This is a genomic window from Sporosarcina newyorkensis (assembly GCF_900167515.1).
Taxonomy (GTDB): Bacteria; Bacillota; Bacilli; order Bacillales_A; family Planococcaceae; genus Sporosarcina; species Sporosarcina newyorkensis.
The window spans coordinates 1-23,424 of the sequence record NZ_FUYJ01000001.1 but is presented as its reverse complement, the minus strand read 5'-3'; the positions used below and the strand labels follow the sequence as shown (position 1 = coordinate 23,424).

The 23,424-nt window shown below is 42.5% G+C and carries 25 protein-coding genes; 2 read left to right on the top strand and 23 right to left on the bottom strand.

Annotated elements, in window-relative coordinates; genetic code table 11:
- Window positions 1-189 precede the first annotated feature (189 nt).
- The 7 genes from ccsB to B5D59_RS00100 all read right to left on the bottom strand — a co-directional run bounded on the left by ccsB (window position 190) and on the right by B5D59_RS00100 (window position 6,970).
- Complete coding sequence (ccsB, locus tag B5D59_RS00130) at window positions 190-1,374, bottom strand: c-type cytochrome biogenesis protein CcsB (protein ID WP_078816443.1); 1,185 nt, start codon at window positions 1,372-1,374, stop codon at window positions 190-192.
- Window positions 1,374-3,023, bottom strand: coding sequence for a cytochrome c biogenesis protein ResB (gene resB, locus B5D59_RS00125; protein WP_078816442.1), 1,650 nt, complete (start codon window positions 3,021-3,023; stop codon window positions 1,374-1,376). Before resB ends, ccsB begins: the two co-directional genes overlap by 1 nt.
- Before the next feature lie 15 nt (window positions 3,024-3,038).
- Window positions 3,039-3,572 carry a thiol-disulfide oxidoreductase ResA gene (gene resA, locus B5D59_RS00120; protein WP_078816441.1) on the bottom strand — a complete coding sequence of 178 codons (534 nt, stop codon included), beginning with the start codon at window positions 3,570-3,572 and terminating at the stop codon, window positions 3,039-3,041.
- Window positions 3,573-3,676: 104 nt separating this feature from the next.
- The gene (locus tag B5D59_RS00115) at window positions 3,677-4,408 is read right to left on the bottom strand and encodes a pseudouridine synthase (RefSeq protein WP_078816440.1); all 732 of its coding nucleotides are present in this window, start codon (window positions 4,406-4,408) and stop codon (window positions 3,677-3,679) included.
- A 198-nt stretch (window positions 4,409-4,606) separates the two neighbouring features.
- On the bottom strand, window positions 4,607-5,617 hold the full coding sequence (locus B5D59_RS00110; RefSeq protein ID WP_078816439.1) for a D-alanyl-D-alanine carboxypeptidase family protein: 1,011 nt from the start codon (window positions 5,615-5,617) through the stop codon (window positions 4,607-4,609).
- Window positions 5,614-6,231: an SMC-Scp complex subunit ScpB gene (gene scpB, locus B5D59_RS00105; protein WP_078816438.1), complete on the bottom strand. Its 618-nt coding sequence runs from the start codon at window positions 6,229-6,231 to the stop codon at window positions 5,614-5,616. The genes B5D59_RS00110 and scpB overlap by 4 nt, the downstream gene beginning before the upstream one ends.
- Window positions 6,224-6,970 carry a segregation/condensation protein A gene (locus B5D59_RS00100; RefSeq protein ID WP_078816437.1) on the bottom strand — a complete coding sequence of 249 codons (747 nt, stop codon included), beginning with the start codon at window positions 6,968-6,970 and terminating at the stop codon, window positions 6,224-6,226. Before B5D59_RS00100 ends, scpB begins: the two co-directional genes overlap by 8 nt.
- 37 nt (window positions 6,971-7,007) lie before the next feature.
- Between B5D59_RS00100 and B5D59_RS00095 the strand changes: the two genes are divergently transcribed.
- Window positions 7,008-7,517 (top strand): DUF309 domain-containing protein, encoded by a 510-nt coding sequence (locus B5D59_RS00095; protein ID WP_009497180.1) that lies wholly within the window; start codon window positions 7,008-7,010, stop codon window positions 7,515-7,517.
- On the opposite strand, the gene B5D59_RS00090 is transcribed toward B5D59_RS00095, so the two are convergent.
- The 12 genes from B5D59_RS00090 to B5D59_RS00035 form a co-directional block, all read right to left on the bottom strand.
- Window positions 7,514-7,888: a GNAT family N-acetyltransferase gene (locus tag B5D59_RS00090; protein ID WP_009497181.1), complete on the bottom strand. Its 375-nt coding sequence runs from the start codon at window positions 7,886-7,888 to the stop codon at window positions 7,514-7,516. The genes B5D59_RS00095 and B5D59_RS00090 overlap by 4 nt on opposite strands.
- Window positions 7,889-8,066: 178 nt before the next feature.
- Window positions 8,067-9,395 (bottom strand): diaminopimelate decarboxylase, encoded by a 1,329-nt coding sequence (gene lysA / locus B5D59_RS00085; protein WP_009497182.1) that lies wholly within the window; start codon window positions 9,393-9,395, stop codon window positions 8,067-8,069.
- Between the two features lie 89 nt (window positions 9,396-9,484).
- Complete coding sequence (locus B5D59_RS00080; protein WP_078816436.1) at window positions 9,485-10,945, bottom strand: spore germination protein; 1,461 nt, start codon at window positions 10,943-10,945, stop codon at window positions 9,485-9,487.
- A gap of 1 nt (window position 10,946) precedes the next feature.
- Window positions 10,947-11,735 (bottom strand): SigF/SigG family RNA polymerase sporulation sigma factor, encoded by a 789-nt coding sequence (locus B5D59_RS00075; protein WP_009497184.1) that lies wholly within the window; start codon window positions 11,733-11,735, stop codon window positions 10,947-10,949.
- Window positions 11,736-11,738: 3 nt separating this feature from the next.
- Window positions 11,739-12,185 (bottom strand): anti-sigma F factor, encoded by a 447-nt coding sequence (spoIIAB, locus tag B5D59_RS00070; protein WP_009497185.1) that lies wholly within the window; start codon window positions 12,183-12,185, stop codon window positions 11,739-11,741.
- Window positions 12,175-12,528 (bottom strand): STAS domain-containing protein, encoded by a 354-nt coding sequence (locus tag B5D59_RS00065; RefSeq protein ID WP_040758189.1) that lies wholly within the window; start codon window positions 12,526-12,528, stop codon window positions 12,175-12,177. Before B5D59_RS00065 ends, spoIIAB begins: the two co-directional genes overlap by 11 nt.
- Before the next feature lie 875 nt (window positions 12,529-13,403).
- The gene (locus B5D59_RS00060) at window positions 13,404-14,699 is read right to left on the bottom strand and encodes a pyrimidine-nucleoside phosphorylase (protein WP_078816990.1); all 1,296 of its coding nucleotides are present in this window, start codon (window positions 14,697-14,699) and stop codon (window positions 13,404-13,406) included.
- Between the two features lie 8 nt (window positions 14,700-14,707).
- Complete coding sequence (deoB, locus tag B5D59_RS00055; protein WP_078816435.1) at window positions 14,708-15,901, bottom strand: phosphopentomutase; 1,194 nt, start codon at window positions 15,899-15,901, stop codon at window positions 14,708-14,710.
- A gap of 23 nt (window positions 15,902-15,924) precedes the next feature.
- Window positions 15,925-16,824 (bottom strand): site-specific tyrosine recombinase XerD, encoded by a 900-nt coding sequence (xerD, locus tag B5D59_RS00050; RefSeq protein WP_078816434.1) that lies wholly within the window; start codon window positions 16,822-16,824, stop codon window positions 15,925-15,927.
- A gap of 44 nt (window positions 16,825-16,868) precedes the next feature.
- Window positions 16,869-17,339 carry a ferric iron uptake transcriptional regulator gene (fur, locus tag B5D59_RS00045; protein WP_009497191.1) on the bottom strand — a complete coding sequence of 157 codons (471 nt, stop codon included), beginning with the start codon at window positions 17,337-17,339 and terminating at the stop codon, window positions 16,869-16,871.
- Between the two features lie 96 nt (window positions 17,340-17,435).
- Complete coding sequence (locus tag B5D59_RS00040; RefSeq protein WP_078816433.1) at window positions 17,436-17,948, bottom strand: hypothetical protein; 513 nt, start codon at window positions 17,946-17,948, stop codon at window positions 17,436-17,438.
- Between the two features lie 62 nt (window positions 17,949-18,010).
- Entirely contained in the window at window positions 18,011-18,562 is a 552-nt protein-coding gene (locus B5D59_RS00035) for an NUDIX hydrolase (RefSeq protein ID WP_009497193.1), read from the bottom strand.
- Window positions 18,563-18,624: 62 nt separating this feature from the next.
- On the opposite strand from B5D59_RS00035, the gene B5D59_RS00030 reads away from it, so the two are divergent.
- A complete protein-coding gene (locus B5D59_RS00030) occupies window positions 18,625-19,533 on the top strand; it encodes an aldo/keto reductase (protein ID WP_078816431.1) in 909 nt (302 codons plus the stop codon).
- Between the two features lie 527 nt (window positions 19,534-20,060).
- On the opposite strand, the gene B5D59_RS00020 is transcribed toward B5D59_RS00030, so the two are convergent.
- From B5D59_RS00020 to B5D59_RS00005, 4 genes are all read right to left on the bottom strand, one after another.
- Entirely contained in the window at window positions 20,061-20,345 is a 285-nt protein-coding gene (locus B5D59_RS00020) for a hypothetical protein (RefSeq protein WP_009497196.1), read from the bottom strand.
- 181 nt (window positions 20,346-20,526) lie between these two features.
- A complete protein-coding gene (locus B5D59_RS00015) occupies window positions 20,527-21,564 on the bottom strand; it encodes a hypothetical protein (RefSeq protein WP_040758193.1) in 1,038 nt (345 codons plus the stop codon).
- A 122-nt stretch (window positions 21,565-21,686) separates the two neighbouring features.
- The gene (locus tag B5D59_RS00010) at window positions 21,687-22,040 is read right to left on the bottom strand and encodes a DUF2200 domain-containing protein (RefSeq protein WP_009497198.1); all 354 of its coding nucleotides are present in this window, start codon (window positions 22,038-22,040) and stop codon (window positions 21,687-21,689) included.
- A gap of 52 nt (window positions 22,041-22,092) precedes the next feature.
- Window positions 22,093-23,130, bottom strand: a complete 1,038-nt coding sequence (locus B5D59_RS00005) for a DUF1835 domain-containing protein (RefSeq protein ID WP_245799408.1) — start codon at window positions 23,128-23,130, stop codon at window positions 22,093-22,095.
- Window positions 23,131-23,424: the final 294 nt, after the last annotated feature.

Genomic DNA, 23,424 nt, shown 5'->3' with positions numbered 1-23,424 from the left:
GAGCGCACTCGTAATGATCCATTAAAAATCCATGACATCTGCCGGAAGCTATATCTGTGCTCAGCAGGCGTCTGAATACCTACCGCTCAGTAATAAATTCACATACATCTTACAAACAATAGAGGTGAGAGTTTTCATCTGAATTCAGATAAAAAGACTGCATGACAAGTTTTGCCATGCAGTCTAAGCTTACGCGTATGAATGCAAGCCTGCAATAATCAAGTTAACTGCAATCAAGTTGAACATAATGATCACGAAACCGATCACTGCCAGCCATGCTGATTTTTCTCCTTCCCAACCGCGAGACAAACGCAGGTGAAGGAATGCAGCGTAGAATAACCAAGTGATGAGCGCCCAAACTTCTTTCGGGTCCCAGCCCCAGAACCGTGACCATGCTTCATGCGCCCAAATCATTGCGAAAATCAATGCACCGAGCGTGAAGACAGGGAAACCGATTAAGACTGAACGATAGCCGATCTCGTCCATCAGCTGAGAGTTCGCTTTCTTTGCAAGCGGTTGGAATACTGCGGCGATTGGTTTGCGTGCAATTAAACGTAATAACAGATAAAGCACAGAACCTACCGCAACGGCCCAGACAAGAGAGGATAACTTTTGTGCGTTTACAATTGGCGGCATCTCAATCCAAGGAGTCATAGCATCGGGCGTCATCGCTTCGTATTCATTCATTCCGAATAACGGAGGAACATGATACGTAATTTCAGCAGGTGCCTGATTTTTATCAATATACGTAAATTCTGCTTCATAATTCATTACCTTGAATGTCGTGGATGTTACGACAAAACCAAGTACAAGTATTAATGTATACATAACAGCTTCAATCCAAAAACGTTGTTTAGATTTCTTTGTCATATCTATATTTTTCACTAAAAACACAAGGCCTGCTATAGCACTGATTGCTAGTATTGATTCACCAATAACCGTTGTAATTACATGGATGAATAACCATTTACTCTGCAATGCAGGGATTAGCGGAGTAACTTCTCTCGGGAACATCGTTGCGTATGAAATAATGATAATCGCAATCGGCAAAGCAAATAACCCAAGCGAAGGTGTCCGGTATATAATATATAACAGAATAAATGCCCCTACGAGCATCATCCCGAATGCAGTCGTGAACTCAAACATATTACTGAGAGGTGCGTGGCCTGATGCGGCCCATCTCGTAAAGAAATAGCCTAAGTGAGCAAGGAATCCAATAATTGTAATGACTAATCCAATCGTTCCCCACTTACTGTTATGGTAGGCCTTTTCAGTTTTCGATTTTTTGATGGCTCCGCCAAAAAATAATGTCGCCACTAAATAAGAAACAAATGATACAAACAACAAGTTACTACTGACAGCAACTAAATCCATTACTTTTCGTCCCCTTCCTGTTCTTGCTTGTCCAATTCAGGATCTTGACGATCTATATAAGCAGGCAAGACGGCAGACTCTCGAACTTTATCCAGATCTTTTCGTAAAGAGAACCAGTTTTTATTCGTATGGGCCGCAACCAATATATGACCTTCCGCATCTTTTTGGACCCAAATCCGGCGGTGTTGCCAATAAGATCCTTGGATGACACCAATCATGAAGATCAGACCACCCAATAGCAAAATATAGAGCGTTTTGTCTTTTCGGATCGTTAAACCTGATATGTTACGTGTTTCAGCAGAAGCAAATTTAACGGCATAATCGTTCTCTTCCACTTCCAGCGTTTGGCGAATCGCAACGAAACTTCTTTCACCTTCCGGCTTATCCGGTGTCTTCATTTGGAAAATGAACGCTGGATTATTCGGAACTGGCGATTTAGAGTAAGGTTCACCGTCCTTCACTCCGTCATAATCCGGATAGAATCCAATCATCTTAACGGACGAACCATTTCCAAGATCATACTCTTTTTCAGGCTTACTCAAATCAACTGTGAACTCACCTAATGATTTTTCCGTTGATTTGTTCACCAAATGAAAAGTCATGGTACTCAATTCATTCAGCTTATAGTCCATCTGGAAAACATTATAGCCATTAAATTTCAACGGCTTGTTGACTACAATAGAATAATCCTGCATTTTTTCGAGGTCGTCACTCCCCGGTAATGCGCCTTCTTTTTCTTTGTAAAGGGTGACATCTGTCTGATACGTCTTTACAATCGAGCCCACTTTATCTAGAGCCTCACCGAAAACTTCTTCAGCTTCGTCCTTCGTATAATTCTCTAAAATGAATCCTCGGTTTTCGAGTACATAGCCAGGCGCTCCTACAATATTACGCGTTTCCCCTTCACGCAGCCACATCGCTTCATCGACGTAGAAGCCAGGAATCCCTCTCAATAGAACTCCCGCAAAGAAAATGATCAAACCAGTATGATTTACATAAGGGCCCCAACGTGAGAAACGATGTTTTTCTGCTAAAATAGCACCATTTTCTGTTTTCACGTTATAGCGCAGTTCTTTCAACTTCTCTTCTGCCTTGGCAAGAGCCTCTTCCGTGTTTTCTACATCCCCTTCTCCATAAATACGCTGGCGCTTCATGAAGGATGGGTGGCGACGTGTACGTTGCTTTTTCAGTGATTTATATAAAGGTACCACACGGTCAATACTCGCAATGATAATTGAAGTTGCCAGCATGACAATCAGTACTTTAAACCACCAACTATTGTACATATCATAAAAGCCGAGCTGATAATAAATCTTTCCTACCACACCATATAGACGTTCGTAGTATTCCGCATACTCGGCATCCGTTGTAGCGGGGACGTAGAATTTCTGCGGAAAAATGGTTCCGATCGCTGAAGCAGCCAGTACAGCTACAATTATACTGACACCAATCTTCACACTGGAGAAAAAGTTCCATATTTTATCGACAATCGAGCTTTTATACGTCTGGGATCTTCTGGAAGATCCTTCGTATCGCATATCCACTATGTCACTTTTCTTTGCCTTTTCAGACAAAGGACGCCCACACTTCTCACAAAGTTCCGTACCATAAGGGTTTTCATGACCGCATCGGCATTTAATATTGCTCATTGAGTAACAAACTCCTTACTTTGGTTGAATACTTTCTAAATACTCCCTTATTTGCTGTTCACTCATCCCTTGCTTAATAATCTTCGTAATCTTGCCTTCGGGATTAATCAAGAAGGTTGTAGGCAGCGGTTTGATGTTGTAAAGATCCATTACTGTTTTATTCTTATCCCATAACATCGGGAATGAGAGGTTCAAGTCATCTCGGAAGAGTTCTACCTTTACTTTCGGCTCTCCTACGTTGACTGTCAGTATATGTACACCTTTTGCTTCAAAATCTTTGTACATATCCTCCATATGAGGCATTTCTTTCTTACATGGCGGACACCAAGTTCCCCAGAAATTCAAAAACACACCTTCACCTTTATAATCCGATAGACGATGTGCATTTCCTTCCAGATCTACAAGCTCGAAGTCAGGAGCCTTGTCCCCTTCTGCTAAGACCTTCACTCTGTCTTTTGAAGTAATCGCATATACAATGATGGCTGCCATAATTAATAGAAGGACTGTCCTGCTAATTAGCCTGATCTGTTTTTTATTTTTCTTGGCCAATCATAATACCTCCCGTCGTAAATACGTTCCAATCGCTATTATACCAAAACGCAAATTCAGTTGACGTCGCACTAGTGATAGGTTTGTGAACTTTTGAGGCTTTCTTAGCCGATCTTCCCGGTTTCCGCAAGAACACGCAGTTGTTTAATTTCATGGGTCGTCAATTCTCGCGCTTCTCCTGCATTCAGCCCGCGTGTCGTCAAATTGGCGAACTGCTCACGCTTTAGCTTCTGCACAGGGCAGCCAATCGCATCGAACATTCGGCGGACTTGTCTGTTGCGTCCTTCATGAATGGTGATCTCTACAATCGCAGAGTTGGTTTTTTTATCGACAGTTGTCATTTTCACCTGAGCAGGCGCTGTTTTACCATCCTCCAGCTCAATGCCTGTCTCTAGTTTTTTAAGATTTTCTCGCGTAGGGATTCCTTTAACTTTTGCGACATACCTTTTTTGAATCTCAAATTTCGGATGTGTCATCAAATAAGAGAAATCTCCGTCATTTGTCAGCAACAACACGCCCGACGTGTCATAGTCCAGTCTGCCGACAGGGAAAATCCGTTCGCTAACTTCCGGTACTAAGTCAATTACTGTTTTGCGTCCTTTGTCATCTTGTACAGTGGAAATATAGCCACGTGGTTTATAGAGTAAGTAGTAGACAGGCGATTCTTTTGTCAGTTGAACACCTTCTACTGCAATTGTGTCCATTCTGCTAACTTTTGTTCCAAGTTCCGTCACGACTTTGCCATTTACTTTGACCAAGCCGTCAACGATGAGTTTTTCTGCCTTTCTTCTAGATGCGATGCCGGCCTGCGCCAATACTTTTTGTAATCTTTCCATGGTTTCCTCCTTGATGTTACCTAAATAGAACTCTGCGTGTAGATGATGCGTTGTTACTTCTGTATGAAGGTCGGTAAAAAACGACATACCTAACTTATTCTACTTTAATTGATACTGAAAAAATTATGTCACACTTTGCGGTAAATGAAAAGAAGACTGACCTAGACAGGACAATCTTCGAAATTGTGTGTATTCAATTCACTTTTCCGTTTCGATATCGACCGCTACTGTCTTGATCGGTTCTGTGTCCAAGTAAATCGACCAGAAACCTTTTTTTTGAGTTTCTTCGGTTTGGGGTATTTGTAAAACGTTGGATAGGTGTTTTTTCTCTTCTTTTGATACGAGTAATTTAATGGGAGTATCTAGTTTTGCGGTCATATGAGGGAAGATTTGATAGCGTCCTTTTTTTGCGATGGTATGGTTTTGATATTCGGAAAACGCTTGTTGCGATAAATGTTTGTGTACTTTCCAGTCGTCTCCGTTATTTAACGTTACAACAATAACGGACTTACCATCTTTTTCGAAATACGTAGCTAATGTTCGACCGGCCACCTTTGTAAAGCCCGTTTTGCCAGCAATTGCTGTAGGTTCGGATAGCAGCAAACGGTGCTTATTCTGCCAGCTGTTTTTGCCGTGTTCCGTCTCAAATGGATAATTCGTCGTAGTAGCAATCTTCCGGAATTTCGGGTTTTCCATCGCATAATAAAGCATTTTAGCCGTATCGTACGCTGAAGATAAATGTCGATCATCATGTAGGCCGGATGGGTTTGTAAAATAGGTTTGTTCTAATCCATGGCTTTGCGCTTTTTCATTCATCAAGTGAACGAAGCCTTCTACAGACCCGCCCGCATGTTCAGCTAGTGCTTGAGCAGCATCGTTCCCTGAACGAAGCATCAGTCCATAGAGTAAATCGTCCGTTTGCATAGCGCTGCCATATTCCAAGTAGATTGATGAACCTTCTGCGGACGCCGCTTCTTTTGAAATGATTGTTTCCTGACTTTCCGATTGCGACTCCAAAAATGTATAGGCCGTCCACATCTTCGTTAGACTCGCAATAGGCAAGGGTTGATGTTCATTCTCTCCTTTTAGCAGTCTGCCGTTTTCAGCGTCGATCACTGCCCAAGCTGATCCTGCCGCACTTGCAGCTTGGGGTGAAGCGAATAGCACGAATCCCAACAACAACAAAACAATGACTGAAGACTTTCTCAAGCGTCAATTCCTCCTTCGTCTTGAATTGAGAATGCTTCCTGAAACTTTGTCATAAATAAGTCTGGATCTTCCTGCTCCTTTTCTTCTTCCAAAGAAAGTGGCGGTAATTCTTTTAAAGACGCAAGACCAAAACGATCGAGGAAGAAATCCGTCGTACCGTATAAAATCGGTCTTCCCGGTCCTTCCATTCGCCCAACTTCCGCCACAAAACCTTTACCTGTCAATGAATGCAGAGCCCGTTCAGATTTCACACCCCGCAAATCATCTACTTCAACCCTTGTAACCGGCTGTTTATATGCGATGATCGCAAGAACTTCCAATGCTGCTTGAGTAAATGTTGAAGGCTTCGGATTCTCCAACATCTTCTTGATCTCATCTGCCAATTCACTTTTCGTCACCAATCGGTAGCTGCCGCCATAACTTTTCAAGGTGATGCCTCGCTTCGAGTCCTGATCATAGTCCTCATGCAAAGCAGTCAGTATTTTTAGCGTCTCATCTTCATTACGTTCCAATAAAGCAGCCAAATGAGTAAGAGTCAGTCCTTCCTCACCTGCTACAAATAAAAAACTCTCCGTCATGCTCAAGAGCTGTGATTCTATTTCCAATTTATACATCTCCTTGAATCAATGAGATTAGCAACTCTTCGAAATTATTGCTTTGTCGAACTGTAACTTCCTGAAGTTTCATCAGTTCGAGCAGTGATAGGAATGTCAACACCAATTCTGCTGTAGTTTCGGTCTCAAAAAGCGCATGAAACTCGCATTCACCGCCACAAGTCTCCAGCTTACTCATAATGACAGACATCTTATCCCCGACAGATTGCTCTGTCTTTGTTATACTCGCTGTTAGGGGCAAGCGAAGTTTTTTTCTATGAAGCATCTTTTGGAAAGCACCGATTAAATCAAAGACGTTTAACGGATCTTCTGATTCCTGAACTGGCAGTTCTCCATAGCCCGATAGATCTTCAGGCTTTTTCGTGAAATGCTCATCGCGGTCCGCAGCAGATTCTCGCAATACATTCGCCGCTTCTTTGTATTTCCGGTACTCAATCAATCTGGCAATGAGCTCTTCACGAGGGTCCTCTTCCTCATAGTCGAAATCATCGTCAAATGCTTCCTCTTCATTGACCGGCAACAACATTTTACTTTTAATTTCCAGGAGAGTGGCCGCCAATACAAGATACTCACTTAGTTCGTCTAATTGGAGAACGCGCATGGCATATAGATGCTCTATGTACTGGTGTGTCAATTCCGCCATGGGGATATCATAAATGTCGATCTCCAATCGATTGATCAAATGCAATAATAAATCTAGCGGCCCTTCAAAAACTTCTAATTTCACACTATAACTCATTTTAACTACCTACCTTAACAGAAAGGAATGATTTAGGATGCATCCTTACTCTCATCCTCTATTTCTACATTTTATTGTGTATTTCAACGACAATCAAGATTATTTCGAATGCCACGAAGTGCTAGAAGAATATTGGAAAATGCAAGAGGATTTTTCGAAAGAACATCCCTTGACCGGCTATATTCTTATGGCTACTGGATTATATCATTGGCGCAGAGGCAACTTAACAGGTGCGGCTCGCACATTGACAAAAGCACTTCATCGTTTTCAACAAATGCCGATTGAATACAGCGTCTACAAAGAAGAGGTAGCAGTGAATCAACTGATCGACCACTTGAAAGACAGCTTGGACCGTCTTGAGGGCGATGCAATCTTTACTCCATTCCTTCTGCCGATTTCACCAGCACTTCTGGAACTGTCTGAAAAAGCCAAGCCGACGATTTCACTTCTTCCGAAGAACAGCGCATCTGTCATTCATAAACATATGCAAAGAGATCGGTCTGATATTCTCATTCAACGCGAAGAAAAGAAGAAGGGCAGCAGTTAAATATCTGCGCCTTCTTCTTTTCGTTTACATCTTTCTATAAACTGCTCAGTGAAATCAGTACTTTGACATTGATAGCCGGGATAGATTAGCGCCAGTTCTTTTACCATATCATAGCCAATTCCTTCGCTACGAAAAGATGGATTGACCGAAATATGCTGAATGGTGTAGGTTTTATCGTGTTCATGTACCTCTACACCAATCAATCCGATATAATCCTCTGACTCTTTATAAAGAAATAGCTGCCAATCCTCATCACAAAGATATAGTTGGATGGTTTCTTGTAGTTTACGCAACATTTTTTCGCTAGGGATGTACGATAAAAAACCCATAGCAATTTTCTCATGCGCCTTTTTAAAACGTATAAGTTTCAATAGTAACCCCTTCTTTTCAGAAATCCTTTGTACAGTTTACATGAACATTCCATTATATTCAACTCATCACTTTACAGTTACCGGGGATCAATCACTGGCACAACAAAATACCAATAGGCAGCTCCCCAAATTAAACCAATGACGAGAATCGCTAGGAAAAGGATCAGATTCTTCTTCCTCATTGAGAAATCTCCTTCGCTTGCTGATGTAGCGGAAGATCCAATTTAATAATGTCTTCATAGGTTTCCCGTCTCACCACTAGTTGGTGCTGACCCTTTTCCGCGAATACAACAGCTGGCCTAGGCAAACGATTGTAGTTGCTGGCCATGGAATACGTATACGCACCCGTACAAAAAACAGCTAGCAGATCACCAGTCTCCACTCTAGGCAAAAAGGCTTCTTCAATCAATTTGTCCCCTGACTCGCAGCATTTCCCAGCGACAGTCCACTGTTGATCGTGCGGCTCATTCATCCGGTTGGCGATGGCACTTGAATAGTGCGCATCATACAATGCCGGGCGAATATTGTCAGACATCCCGCCATCAACTGCTACATATGTCCGGATACCAGGCACTTCTTTCGTGCTGCCAGCAGAATAAATCGTCGTGCCGGCATCGCCGACAAGAGACCGGCCAGGTTCAATCCAAATTTCAGGAACCGGATATTCGTATTCCCCTGCCATCGACTTCACAACTTCAGCCATTTCTTCCACATACACTGCCGGCTCAAGTGGATGGTCTTCCTCAGTATAACGAATGCCGAATCCGCCGCCTAAATTCAATACCGGACAAATAAACTGATGAACTGTTCGCCACTCCATCATTTTCTCCATCAATACTTCTGCCGCAAATTTAAATGCATCCGTTTCGAATATTTGTGATCCGATATGGCAATGCATCCCTAGAAAATTAACGAATTCATGATCGAGCAACGCGTTAAAGGCTTGATCAGTTTGTCCATTTTTCAAATCAAAACCAAACTTCGAATCCTCTTGTCCAGTCGTAATATAATCATGGGTATGAGCTTCTACTCCTGGTGTAACGCGAATCAAGACATTCATTTTCTGCTTGCGCTCAGAAGCGATTTCCTTAATGATGTCGATTTCCAAAAAATTATCGATTACGATACAGCCGATTTGTTCTTCAAATGCATAAGTAATCTCTTCTCTGCTTTTATTGTTTCCATGGAAGTGGATGCGCTCGCGAGGAAAGCCTGCTGCAACAGCAGTATATAATTCTCCACCCGATACGACGTCAAGAGACAGCCCTTGCTGCTCTGCCAATTGATAGATCGCAATGGAAGAAAAAGCTTTACTCGCATACGCCACTTGCGCCTTCATGCCTTTTTTCTCAAATGTCTCTTTGAAACCTGACGCGCGTTCCTTGAACAACTCCGTGTCATATACCATGACAGGCGTTCCGTATTGTGAAACAATCTCGGTGACTTCCACTCCTCCGATTGTTAAATGGCCTTTTTCATCCACCGTTTGTGTCCCATAAAGATGCATCTTACATACCCCTTCCGAATTCTCTTAGATAAACTTTATCATAAGAATACGGAAAGAGGCAATGTTCGATCCAAACAGGTCCTAAGCATTCAAGACATCCTGTCACGATTAGGGGATTTTGTAACAAACGGCCGCGGATCATCGATTGTCATCGGGAATCGAATCAATACACGAAGCAAGGCTTTTGGGAAGAATGGGGTGAACGGCCACAAATACGGCACATTCATCGGTTTCAAAGAACATAAATAGTAATAAATAAAAGCAAACGCAAGGAAAAATCCAGGTGCTCCAAGCAAAGCTACGGAAACTAACAAGAAAACCCGAAAAACTTTCGTCGTTATACTTAATTCAAAAGAAGGAATCGCGAATGTCAAAATTGCACTGACAGCGACATACAATACGACCTCAGAAGAAAAAAGTCCCACGTCTATTGCAACTTGTCCGATGACAATAGCAGCCACCAACCCCATCGCAGTAGATAGCGGGGTCGGTGTATGGATGGCCGCCATCCGTAAAATCTCTATCCCTACATCCGCCAAGATCAGCTGCACAAATAACGGCACTTCACCCCATTCATTCGGTCCTATATATTTAATGGCTTCCGGAACGAATTCAATTTTGGTAGAGAGTAAATACCAAAACGGCAGCATCACTAAGCTGAAAAATGTGCCGATAAAACGCACTCCGCGAATAAATGTTCCGATCAAGGGTGCTTGCCTGTACTCTTCCGCGTGCTGCAGATGATGAACAAGTGTGACAGGCACCAGAATGACGGAAGGTGATGTATCTACAATAATCGCGATATGACCTTCCAGTAAATGAGCCGCGCAAATATCTGCCCGCTCGGTATAACGAACGAACGGCATTGGATGGAATCCTTGTTTGAATAAGAATTCTTCCAATGATTTGTCCGTCATCGTGAGGCCATCAGTTTTTAGATCATCCAGCCGTTTTCGCACGAAATCCAAATGCTCTTCATTCGCTGCGCCCTTCAAAAAAGCAATGGCAATATCCGTTTTTCCTTTTACAGATGTTTCATGCATTTCAAAACGAAGCTCTGTAGCACGCAATCTTCTGCGAATTAACGACGTGTTGGTCAAAATATTTTCCGTGAAACCGTCCCTTGAACCGCGAATAACTTTTTCGGTGTCCGGCTCTTCTGGTTGTCTTCCTGGATAATTTCGAACATCTAAAGTGAATGTGAATCCATCACTCATGACGAAAACGGCTAATCCGCTTAATATAACCTTTGCCAGCGTATCTTCATCCTCGACTACCTCAAGCGCATGATATGGAAAATAATCGATCATCGCACGATCTGTTCCTTCGTCGGAAGAAGCATCTTTAAATAATTCATTGCGGTATTGCATTTCTGTCAGTAAGGTAGTTAAGACCTCGCCATCTACTAGTCCATTCATATACAGAAGAAGTATCTCTTTATCCCACAGGTGAATCAACCGACGTGTAGCGTCATATGTTTCGTCTTCGCCAAACTGGTTGATGAACCACCTTTCCCCTTCTCTTATAGACTTAAATAGATTCTTGGTCAAATTATTTTCTCCTCACCTTCTCGAGTGCCTCTTCGGCATTCGCTCCCATCCAAGTTTTCATCTGGGCCAAGATTTTCTTTTCCAGTCTGGAAACTTGTACTTGTGAGATACCGATCCGTTCAGCGATGTCACTTTGGGTGTAATCTAAGTAGTAACGCATATAAATAATTGTTTGGTCCCGTTTATTCAAACGAGTAATGATGTCTCGCAATGGAATATGATCGAAAACCCGCTCTGAACGGTCGTCACGTAGCTGATCCATTAAGGTCAGACTATCTCCATCACTTTCATATAACTGCTCATGTAACGAAGCCGGGTCACGCAACGCATCAGACGCTAATATAACATCTTCCACCGTTACTTCGAGTAATTCCGCTACTTCCGAGATGGAAGGGGAGCGACCATTTTTCTTAATGAAATCATCCGTCGCATGTCGAATCTTATAGCTCAGCTCACGGATAGTCCGGCCTACTTTCACCATACCGTCATCACGCAAATAGCGTTGAATTTCTCCTACGATCATCGGAACTGCATACGTTGAAAACTTCACCTCATACGAAAGATCGAATTTATCTATTGATTTCATCAAGCCAATACAGCCAATTTGAAACAAATCTTCTAAATCCGCACCACGCGAAGCGAATCGCTGAACGATAGACCACACAAGTCTCGTGTTGCCTTCTACCATCATTCTTCTAGCTTCTTTGTCACCCGTTTGTGATTCTTTGATGAGTTCTCTCATCTTCTCTTGGGACAGTAGAGCGTGTTGCTTCTCAACAGATGCTTCCATATGTCACCTCATTCTACTTACTTCTGTGACCGGCGAAAAGTTCTTTTCGAATGTCACGATAGTCCCGGCTCCGAGGGTAGAATCTACACGGATACAATCAGCGAAACTTTCCATAATAGTAAAGCCCATGCCTGAACGCTCCATTTGCGGCTTTGTCGTAAACATCGGCTCCATCGCCTGCTCTACGTCAAAAATCCCCATTCCTTCATCCTTTACAGTCATTTTGATGAGGCGGTCTTCAATCGTCGCATGAATGGTTACCAAACTTTTTCCATCGCATTCATAGCCATGAATAATCGCATTCGTGACAGCTTCAGATACGATGGTCTTAAATTCGGAAATTTCTTCTAAAGTCGGATCTAACGGTGTGATGAAGCAAGTCATCGCCATGCGTGCAAGTGCTTCATTTTCTTCGATCGCCAGAAACGATAAGGTCAACTCATTTTTCATGTACAACCCCTCCGATTTCGTCGATTGCTTCTTCGACTGTACATTTTCTAATCACAGCGCTCAGGCCTGAAAATTGAAAGATTTTCTCCATTGTTGGTGACGGATTAAGTATCAAGGTTTCTCCGTTGACGGGTGCAAGATCACGCATTCTGCCAAGTATGAGGCCAATGCCTGCGCTGTCCATAAAGCCTAGCTTGTATAGGTCCCAAATGATTGCGCGTGTTTTTCCTGTGAATATTGCGGTTGATACTTCAGTTCTAATTTGATTGGCTTCATGGTTGTCGAGTTCACCTGCCAGCGTGATCAAAACAATGCCATTTTCCAGTTGGGTAATAGTTGCCATGTGTTCAAACGCCTCCTTCATGAAGCTATCATTCCACATTTAGAACCCGAATCCTTTACTTTTGACAAAACTAGTCATGAGACGTTAAAACTTCTTAACTTACGACATTGAAAAGTAGTCTCGGCGCCGCTGGTACGGCAAAAATCATGCGTCTGCTTTTTCTTTTTACTGAACGTTGGCGCCTACCGCTTGTGCCGAAGTAAGTTCAACAACGTTACTCTTTTGTTGTCTCGTCCCTCGACTTTTTAATGTGTCCGAGATAAGGGACACTGGGATGCACATTGACACCGCTGCGCGGCTGGGGGATTGCCTCCCGCCAAGAGCCAACTAGCAAAAGCATGCTAGCTGTCTCATGGCTACGGCTGACCCCGCAGTTGCGGCTGCGCTGGTATGGTGAAAATAAGGTGCGTAGCGTTTAAAATTTTCAATGCTTCAGTGTCTGCTTAGTAGTCTGAATTCAGTTTGCAAGGAGAAGTTACCTTATCTCTTCCTCTTACTGAACGTAGGCGCCTTACAAGCGGTAGGCGGAGTGATGAGACAGACAGGCGGTCTTCCTGACTGGCTTATCGCGGGAGCCATCCGCTAGCGCCGAAGTGTATTCAACGACATTACTCTTTTGTTGTCTCGTCGCTCGACTTTTAATGTGTCCAAGATAAGGGACACTGGGATGCACATTGATACCGCTGCGCCGCTGAGGGATTGCCTCCCGCCAAGAGTTCACTGGAGTTCACTTAGCTTTACAATTGGTTAAACTATCTCAAGCTAAATAAGAGTATGTACATTGAAAAACTGTTTTACACATAAACAACAAAAAAAGCCATATGTCCCGGCAGATTCCTTCTTCGCGGAATCACCTGGACATATGGCTTTATTATTTATAAAGAATGAATTAAGGATGGTGCTTCTGCTTTTTCGGCGGAGATGTATATATGGTCCTGCAGCAGCTTGATAGAATCGTCCACTTGCTGCTTATTCGAATGAAGAATGGCGAGTGGTTCGCCTTCTTTGACGTAGTCTCCGATTTTTCTGCATAAGACAATTCCAACTGACAAATCGATGACATCTTCTTTTGTGGCGCGACCGGCTCCTAACAGCATTGCTGCTACTCCTACCTCGTCTGCATCGATCTCGCTTACATAGCCGCTTTGTTTAGCAGGTACTTCGATTTGATACTGTGCGTGCGGAAGGAGATCAGGATTTGCTATAACTTCCGCGTTACCGCCTTGTGCTTTGATTAATTCGCCGAATAGGCGTAACGCTTCACCATTTTTAATGACGCTTTGCAACTGAGCCCGTGCATCTACATCGGATGCTGCTTTGCCGGCAGCCAGCAACATTTTACTGCCAAGAACTAAGCAAAGTTCCGTCAAATCGGCTGGTCCTTTACCTTGCAGTGTCTCAATCGCTTCTTTTACTTCTAACGCGTTACCTATAGCGAGCCCTAACGGTTGACTCATATCCGAGATGACGGCACTCGTGTTACGTCCTACTTCATTGCCGATTGCCACCATCGCGTCCGCTAACTGACGAGAGTCTTCCAATGTCTTCATGAACGCGCCGGCGCCCGTCTTGACATCCAAGACAATCGCATCTGCACCCGCCGCAAGTTTCTTACTCATAATGGAGCTTGCGATAAGCGGGATACTGTCCACTGTCGCCGTGACGTCTCTCAGCGCGTATAACTTCTTATCGGCAGGTGTCAAGTTTCCGCTTTGTCCGATCACGGCGATTTTTAGTTCATTCACTTGCTGAATGAACTGCTCCGTCGAAATTTCCACATGGAATCCTTCAATTGCTTCGAGCTTATCAAGCGTACCGCCTGTGTGGCCAAGTCCTCGACCACTCATTTTGGCAACCGGCACACCACAAGCGGCGACTAACGGAGCTAAAATCAACGTAGTCGTATCCCCCACGCCTCCAGTGGAATGCTTATCCACTTTCACTCCCTCAATGGCTGACAAATCTATCTGATCGCCTGACTCTGCCATAGCCATTGTTAAATGGCCTTGCTCTTCCGTTGTCATCTTCTGAAAAAAGACAGCCATCAAAAACGCACTTGCCTGATAATCCGGTATTGATCCATTTGTATAGCCAGTGACAAAAAATTCGATTTCTTCTTTTGTCAGTACTTCCCCGTCTCGTTTCTTCTCAATGATATCCACTATGCGCAGCATGCCGATTAGTCCTCCCTATTCAATAAAGATAAAAAGCTCTCTCCGTATTCAGGTTTGTCTACCTGGAAATTCTCAGCTATGGTTGCGCCGACGTCAGAGAATGTTTTACGTATCGGCAATTCCCCAGCCCCTTTATTGCCAGGTGAATAGACGAGCAACGGTACATATTCTCTCGTATGGTCTGTACCTTCATGAACTGGATCATTACCGTGATCTGCTGTAATGATCAATAAATCGTCCGGCTGAAGGGCTGCCATAATTTCCGGCATACGCGCATCGAATTCCTCCAATGCCTTGCCGTAACCGATCGGATCACGACGATGGCCATAAAGTGCATCGAAATCGACTAGATTGATAAAGCTGATTCCTTCGAATTCTTTTTGCATCACATCGACCAGTTTATCCACTCCATCCATATTCCCGCTTGTACGAATGGCTTCTGTCACGCCTTCTCCATTATAAATATCTGCAATCTTACCGATTGCGATAACGTCATATCCTTTATCTTTTAACTCGTTCATAACTGTTTTACCGAACGGCTTCAGCGCGTAATCATGACGATTTGTCGTCCGTTTAAAATTACCCGGTTCACCAACGAATGGACGCGCAATAATACGTCCAACCAGATACTCCGGACGCAACGTCAATTCTCTGGCAATTTCACAAATACGATATTGTTCTTCGATTGGAATGATTTCCTCGTGGGCAGCAATTTGAAGAACAGGATCCGCAGAAGTGTAAACAATGATTGCACCCGTTTCCATATGTTCTTGACCGAGTTCTTCAATGATTTCCGTTCCGCTTGCCGGCTTGTTACCGATCACTTTACGGCCCGTTTTCAATTCCAGCTCCTCGATCAATTCTGGCGGAAAACCATTCGGATACACTTTGAACGGCTTATCTATGCGTAAGCCCATGATTTCCCAATGCCCTGTCATCGTATCTTTACCGACTGATGCCTCTTCCATCTTTGTATAATATCCTAATGCATCTTTTTGAGGTACCAATCCTTTGACAGGCGCAATATTGGCTAGTCCCAGCCGCTCCAGATTCGGCATCTTTAAACCATCCATTTCTTCCCCGATATGTCCAAGAGTATTGGCTCCAACATCCCCGAAAGCCTCGGCATCGGGTGCTTCCCCAATGCCTACTGAATCTAGTACGATTAAATGAACTCGGTTATAACGTAATTTTTTCATAAAAAAACCTCCAATATAGTGGATTACGCTCTTGGATGATACATGCTGTATACATCCTTCAAACGCTTTTTGCTGACATGCGTATAAAGCTGTGTCGTAGAAATATCAGCATGACCAAGCATTTCCTGGACTGCCCTCAAATCTGCTCCATTTTCGATTAAATGAGTGGCGAATGAATGGCGCAACAAATGCGGAGAAATCACCTTTTGAATATTCGCTTTCTGCCCCGCATCCTTGAGAATCTTCCAACAGCCTTGTCTTGTCAATCGCTTTCCATGCATATTGACGAATAAAGCATCCGGGTCCTGCCCGGCTCCAATAAACTTCGGGCGCGCGTCATTCAAATAACTGCCACAAGCATCAATTGCAGAACGTCCCAATGGCACAATCCGTTCTTTGCTTCCCTTACCAAAGACCCTGACAAATCCCATTGTCAAATGAAGATCAGCCAAATCAATCGCTATCAATTCACTTACCCTCATTCCGGTCCCGTATAACAACTCCAGAAGTGCTAAATCTCGTAATCCTTGGGGTGCAGTACAATCCACTACATCCATCAGCTGCTCTATTTCTGGGATGGACAAGACATCCGGCAACTTCTGTTCAATTTTCGGAAGTTCCAAATGGATGGTACAGTCATGTGTCGTGAGTTGTTCTCTCACTAAAAATTGATGGAACGAACGGATTGAAGAAATATGTCGTGAAAGTGTGCGAGAAGACTTGCCGCTTTCCTTTAGCTTTTTTATATGCTGTAAAACAGTGGAACGTTCAATCGAATTAAGCGTTTCCAACTGTAAACTTTCTAGATAGCGTATGTAGGAAGTCAGATCTCGCTGATAGGATTTCACTGTATTCTGTGATAGCTGACGCTCCACTGTCAAAAAGTGTACATAGTCTTCCAGCGCAAACCGTGCTTCTTTCATAAAAGGTGACCCCTTTCTAATGAAAAAGTAAAAAAGGATAGCACTTATGCCATCCCATCGTCCTCTTTCTTCTTTTCTGTATCTTTACAACGTTTGCAAATTCCGTGGAAGGTCAGCCAGTGGTCTTTCACCGTAAATCCATAACGGCTCTCCACTACTTTTTCCACTTCACCAAGTAAGTCTTCTTGAATTTCATCAACGACGCCACATTCCAGGCAAATCAAATGGTGATGGAAACGCGCTGCGCCTTCTTCCCGCAAATCATAGCGTGCCACGCCATCGCCAAAATTAATTTTATCGACAACTTTTAATTCAGTCAGTAATTCCAACGTGCGGTAAACAGTAGCAAGCCCAATGTCTGGAGCTTTCTCTTTTACTAAGAGGAATACATCCTCCGCACTTAAATGGTCTTCTTTATTCTCAAGAAGAACGGCTACAGTCGCTTCACGCTGAGGCGTCAACTTATAGCTGGCCCCGTGCAATTGCTTCTTGATCCGTTCGATTCGGCTTTCCATACGACGCCCCCCTCAAATTGTCTCCATTATACCAAACTGTCTTTCAAGTTGACAATAGAAAGGAAATGATCAGTTCTATCTGGTTATTAATAGAGCTTATTTTATAAAATAAAAGATCGATAGTTCCAATAGCTGGATGATTAAAAGCAATCCGATCAGCAACGGAATAGCAGAAAGCGGACGATCTTTCTTGAGTGCCGGTGCAACAAAGAATGGCGGGTTCAATACGGTGCATAAGATAAGGTAAAGAAAGCAACCGACCAATTGAAACGGGAACCACCAAACGGCATACATTACAAGCTTCATGCCAGTCGACAGTAAATATGTAGAGGAAAGGCCGAAGAGTACGCATTTCGTTGCCCCGATCAACGGAAGGATAAAACGGACTCTCTTATATTTAGACAGAATGATGATCAACGTAATGAAAGTAAACGTCACGATTATAGGAGACCAGATGGACGCTTCTGCCCCTTTCACTACTCGCTGATCATATAATCCGACGATTGTTTCCAATGCATTGATCGGCCACTCCCTGAATAACAACGCCCCTCCAATATAACTGATTGCGAGTATAACGAATAAATAAATAAAAGACAATGATCGAGCCATAATTAGGACACCTCCGCATCGTTTTTACAACATATGCTTGTCCGTCCTAAATTAGCTCAATTTTAATCAAATTGAAGACTTTTTACATACCAAACCCCGACAACCGTTTTAGCATCATAGATTCGTTCGTTCGCGATCAATTCTTCTGCTTCTTCGACTGTCACTTCCAGTACATCGATAAATTCATCTTCGTCACCTGCAGCAGGTTGATCGACTTTTTCCAAATCTTCCGCTATGTATAAATGAATAATTTCATCCGCGAAGCCCGGTGAGGTGGAAAAGGTTTGGAGATATTTAAATGAATTCGCACGGTAGCCAGTTTCTTCTTCCAGTTCCCTGATCGCTGTCAGTTCCGGTTTTTCTCCTGGCTCGATTTTTCCTGCCGGGATTTCAAGCATCGTTCGTTCCAGCGCTTTTCTGAACTGTTCCACTAAGACCAGTTTACGTTCTGCGGTAATTGCGATGATCGCGACAGCGCCCGGATGTTTCACCAGTTCTCTTTTCGCAATTTTTCCGTCAGGCAGTTCGACCTCATCCACTTGCATTGAAATCACTTTACCTGTAAAGATCTTTTCTGTCGATAGGGTGCGTTCTTCAAACTTCAAAACTTTCAACCCTTTCCATTGGTTTTCTATCTCGAATTCATTGTACCATGAAAGGTATAGGAGGGATGCAAATGAAGAAGCGAAAAATAGGTTCCAGTGATTTACAAGTTTCCGAACTTGGACTCGGCTGTATGTCATTACCTACTGACCTGAAAGCGGCTCAATCGGTACTCGATGCTGCCATTGATAATGGCATCAACTATTTCGATACGGCAGATCTGTATGATAAAGGAACAAATGAAGAACTTGTAGGAACTATTTTAAAAGAAAGACGAAAAGATCTGATTATTGCGACGAAAGCGGGTAATAAATGGACAGCAGGCGAGGAAGGCTGGAAGTGGGATCCATCAAAGCAACATATCATGAAAGCAGTAAAGCAAAGCCTACAGCGTTTACAACTCGATTATATTGATTTGTACCAACTACATGGAGGCACGATGGAAGACAACGTGGAAGAAACGATTGAAGCGTTCAAGGTGTTGAAAAAAGAAGGGATCATTCGGGAATACGGCATTTCTTCCATACGCCCTACTGTCATTCAGCGGTTTCTGGCACAGGGCAGTGCAGTCTCTGTCATGATGCAATACAGCCTACTGGACCGTAGACCTGAAGAATATTTCCCGATGATTGAACAGCACGGTGCATCCGTAATTACACGAGGTACAATTGCGAAAGGCTTGTTGACAGATGAAGGCAATGCACGAGCTGAAAAGATGAATGGTTTCGCGTCCTATTCAGAAACGGATCTTCAGAAGACTGTGCAGGCGCTTTCTGAAAAAACAACGGATCTGCATGCAGCCGCTATTGCTTTTGCATTGAAGCAGTCAGCTGTAGCCTCTGCATTAATTGGCGCTCGAACTCCTGAGCAACTACAGCAAACACTGAATGCCTATGAGACAGTAATTGACCCGCAATTGCTAGATGAACTGACGCGCGCGACGGCACAGCATCGATATGAACAGCATAGAGTTGAAAGTTAAGATAATAATAAAAAGAACTATCCGAACGGTCGGTTCTACCTGACTTTTCGGGCAGTTCTTTATTGACTAGATGTCCATTTCCTTCTCCATCGCCTCCCATATCACCCGATGTTTGGCTTTAGGTATACCATGAACTTGCTCATATCGACATAGCTTGCATGAACAGTGTACTTTTCCTTTGCTTAAGGTCCCCCGAATGGGCAAATGCCGTTCTTCGTATCCAAGAATATCCCGTAAAATCGATACTTTCTTTTTAATAATTCGCTCGCGTTGGTGGCGAGTATACGCTCTTGACCGGTCTTTCACATATATTCAGCTCCTTTGATCAACCCAAGCTTGCAAGGTGCCTCAAAGGATTATAGAGCTACTTACAAGCTAGGTATGGAGCTGAACAACACGATGATTAGATTCATTACGCAGTTTCCTTTCCTAATAAATTTTGCACTACATAATAAAAGGATGAAACTACCCACAAATATTTGACCAATGATCTGCCACAGATACTACTGTTGAACGAGGATTTTATTTTAAACTAGTTTAGCTGCCAGTTTCGTATAAATTAAAGTTATAAAAAGAACTAACAAACCAAGTAAAATAGAGCCACCCCCCAAAAACAGGGATATTGCCATCCCATCCCATGCCCGCACGATTAGTAACCCATAGTAATGGGTTCCCGCACCTAGCAAGAGTAGAATATAACCGATCAAATATCTCTTACTTTTCCTCACACTCCATCCAATCCCAATTAAAGCAATGACAAAAATGATTGTCGGGAAAATATAAAACAAGAAATTAAAAAGGTGAACACTCATCGTTAATCAATCCTTTCTTGATTAGATTAACATTGTACTCCGATCCGCTTCAGGTATAATTTTGTCCAACAAGCACGACCATTTGTGGGAGATTTACTACCGCATCTACAGTTCATAGTTTTAAGTTCAGTTAAATATATTATCTCGGAAACGCCGGCAGATCAGTATTAATGCTTTTGGCTTATAATTTTGTTCTTAATACTTCTTTAAATTTGACTGAGTCATCCACTCGTATAGCAACTTGCTCATATTTTTTCTTTATGCCCATTAGCAAAGTTGCTTCTCCTGGATGCTTTAATTTTATTATGACATCTGGATAAGTCTTCTCAAAATCGCGGGCCACAAAATCAATAGTGTTCTTTGACAGCTTTTTTTCCAATATAGAACGATCTTCTATTACCTCTTCGATGTCCTCCCACCTTATTTCCATACGTTTCATTAATCCCAATGAAACATACATACGATCATTTTCAATTTGCAGGGGATTAAAGCGCATTGCCTGAATATCGCCTAAAAATAAAACAACAGAATATATATTTAAAACTAACAATATTAGCGATAAAACCAAAGATTTATCATGCAACCACCAATGAACACCCAGTGTTTCCACCACGATGGCGTGGATCATCATCACTTGAAATGCTATTAAACTTGAATTTTTATAGAGAGTAAACGTATTTTCTTTATACTTAGGTTCTTTTTTCCAAAGACTAAAAGCATAATAGAACATAAGCATTTCGGAACATATAACTTGTATAATCGGATGTTTTCTTACTTTTTGCTCTACCGCATTTGAAAAAGAGAATAAAAGCGGAATTGGATTCTTCTTTACAATGCGGATGATTTCAGGTAAATAGTTAAAGAGAGTGAACAACAATAATACCTCGAGTAAAACGATCGCACCCTCCATAACAAAACCTACTAGTGTAAGCGTCTTAAAGGGAGCTAGATATTGCATCGGAATCATAAATCGTGCGACGATCAGTCCTCCTGCCATCAAGGTAAGAAGAGACTTCCAACTTAATTTTCGTTGCCAAGCTAAAAATAAAATCGGGGCTACAATGGTTAGGTCAATTAGTGAACCCAGAACCACAGGATTGGTATTAGCCGGCAATATGCTGATTCCCAAAGAAGAACGGTATAATGCAAAGTTGGAAACAAGTACGATAAAAAATAAGGTTGGCCATATCATATGGAGTGAAACTTTTTTAAACACCATAATTTTCACCTCAGTCATTTTCGATTTTAATAATTTTCATAAAATATGACGTTACTTCTTTACAGATCCTGTATTCCTAACAAAAGAAAGCTCAATTAAAAATCACTATCCCTAGCTTTTAATTATCCTTTCCGCAAAATCTTCTCCATCGTTTTTCCCTTTGCCAACTCATCGATTAACTTATCCAAATAGCGGATTTCCTGCATTATCGGTTCTTCAATTTCTTCCACTCGAATACCACAGATTACTCCTTTGATCAAAGCCCTTGCAGGATTCAATTGAGGAGCTTCCGCGAAGAAGGTCTCAAAGTCTGTCTGGTTTTCCAGTTGTACTTCAAACTCTTCTTGACTGTATCCTGTCAACCAACGAATGATTTCATCGACTTCTGATTTGGTACGCCTTTTTTTCTCCGCTTTCACAATATAATGGGGATAGACCTTTGCAACACTCATTGTATAAATCTTATGTTTTGTCATGATATTTCCTCCTAATTATTTCGTATTAAAAAAATTCAGTACTTTATGAAACTCAACGCAGGAACTCTTCATTTAATTTTACTTCATATAGCCGCATTGCCTGAAGATCCCCTCTGTATACAAAAACTTCTTTGGAAATCAACGCTCGGAGTCGAAATTCTATCCACTCATCTCCCGTATATTGCTGCATATGACCGATCACTTCGCCAATCAAGCGAGCTGATTTCATAAAATTATATGTACTTTGTTCTTTATGCAGGTACTTTGCACAACGAATAATGATATCATCGTCTCGATCGACATTTGAATGCCACAGTTCCCCATGCTCCCATGTTCTCAAAAGACTTTCCATTCGCAATAAGTTCTTCCCTTCGTCACAAAGCGCATGCCGTTTCGCTAAACGCATTGGTCTAAGTTCAAATTGTTCATAGAATAGCAGAAGTCGCTCGGGAGTCAGTTCGCCAGATGTACGAGGAAACAACTCCTCTTCAAGTTGCGAATACATAAAGTTTTCATGGAAAGCTTTAAATGTATTGAGCTCTAGGACTTTATTTGGTTTCTTGTCCAATAAATAAAGTACGATGCGTAACCCTGTTTGCTCTGCAGCGTTCTCACCGGTCCAAATAACGACCTGTTGATCAGGTGTTATTGCTTTTATTTTCTCAACCGCTTTTACCATACCTGCTTTATACTGTTTAAAATCATCGAAGAACGGATGATAATTCTCCTTAAACCATTGAAAACGAGATTCAAGCCCTTTTCTTGTATGAAGGGATTCTATAGGACCGACCGAAAAGTTGTCGGATAATACGATAATCTCCTCTGTTAATTCGTATGAAGTTTCACGAAATGAAGCTTTTAAACTCCCTCCCGTAGAATCTCCGAACACAATATGTACAGTCTCCAGACCTTCTATTTTCCCATCATTTTTTGAAAGACGACGCAATGATTCTTTCACCGACTGCAGTATTTCGCTCAGTTCATTTTCTTCATGCTGTTCAGAACGCACTAGCAACACATGCAATAGTGCCTTAGCTTCTTGCTCATCTAATTTAGAGATAGCTTGTTTCAACCAATTTATATCCTCCATTTTCATCCTCCTCTGCTTTAGTCCTAAGGAAAGACAGAAGTTAATTCAAAAGTCGAACCTTTCCATAATTATACCATACCAGCCACTTACCCCCTGATATTTTTACCAATAAAAAAGGGGCTGGGACAAAACTAATTTGTTCATAATGAAAGACGAACGATCGCAAAAAACACAAAAGGTTCGGGTTACTTAGTGTGCGGTTAGGAAACTAGACGGTCAACTACCAGAAATCGTATTCGAGGCAACCGGTGTTTATTCGCAGGGCCTAGAGCGCTTCCTACAGAACGAGCAATA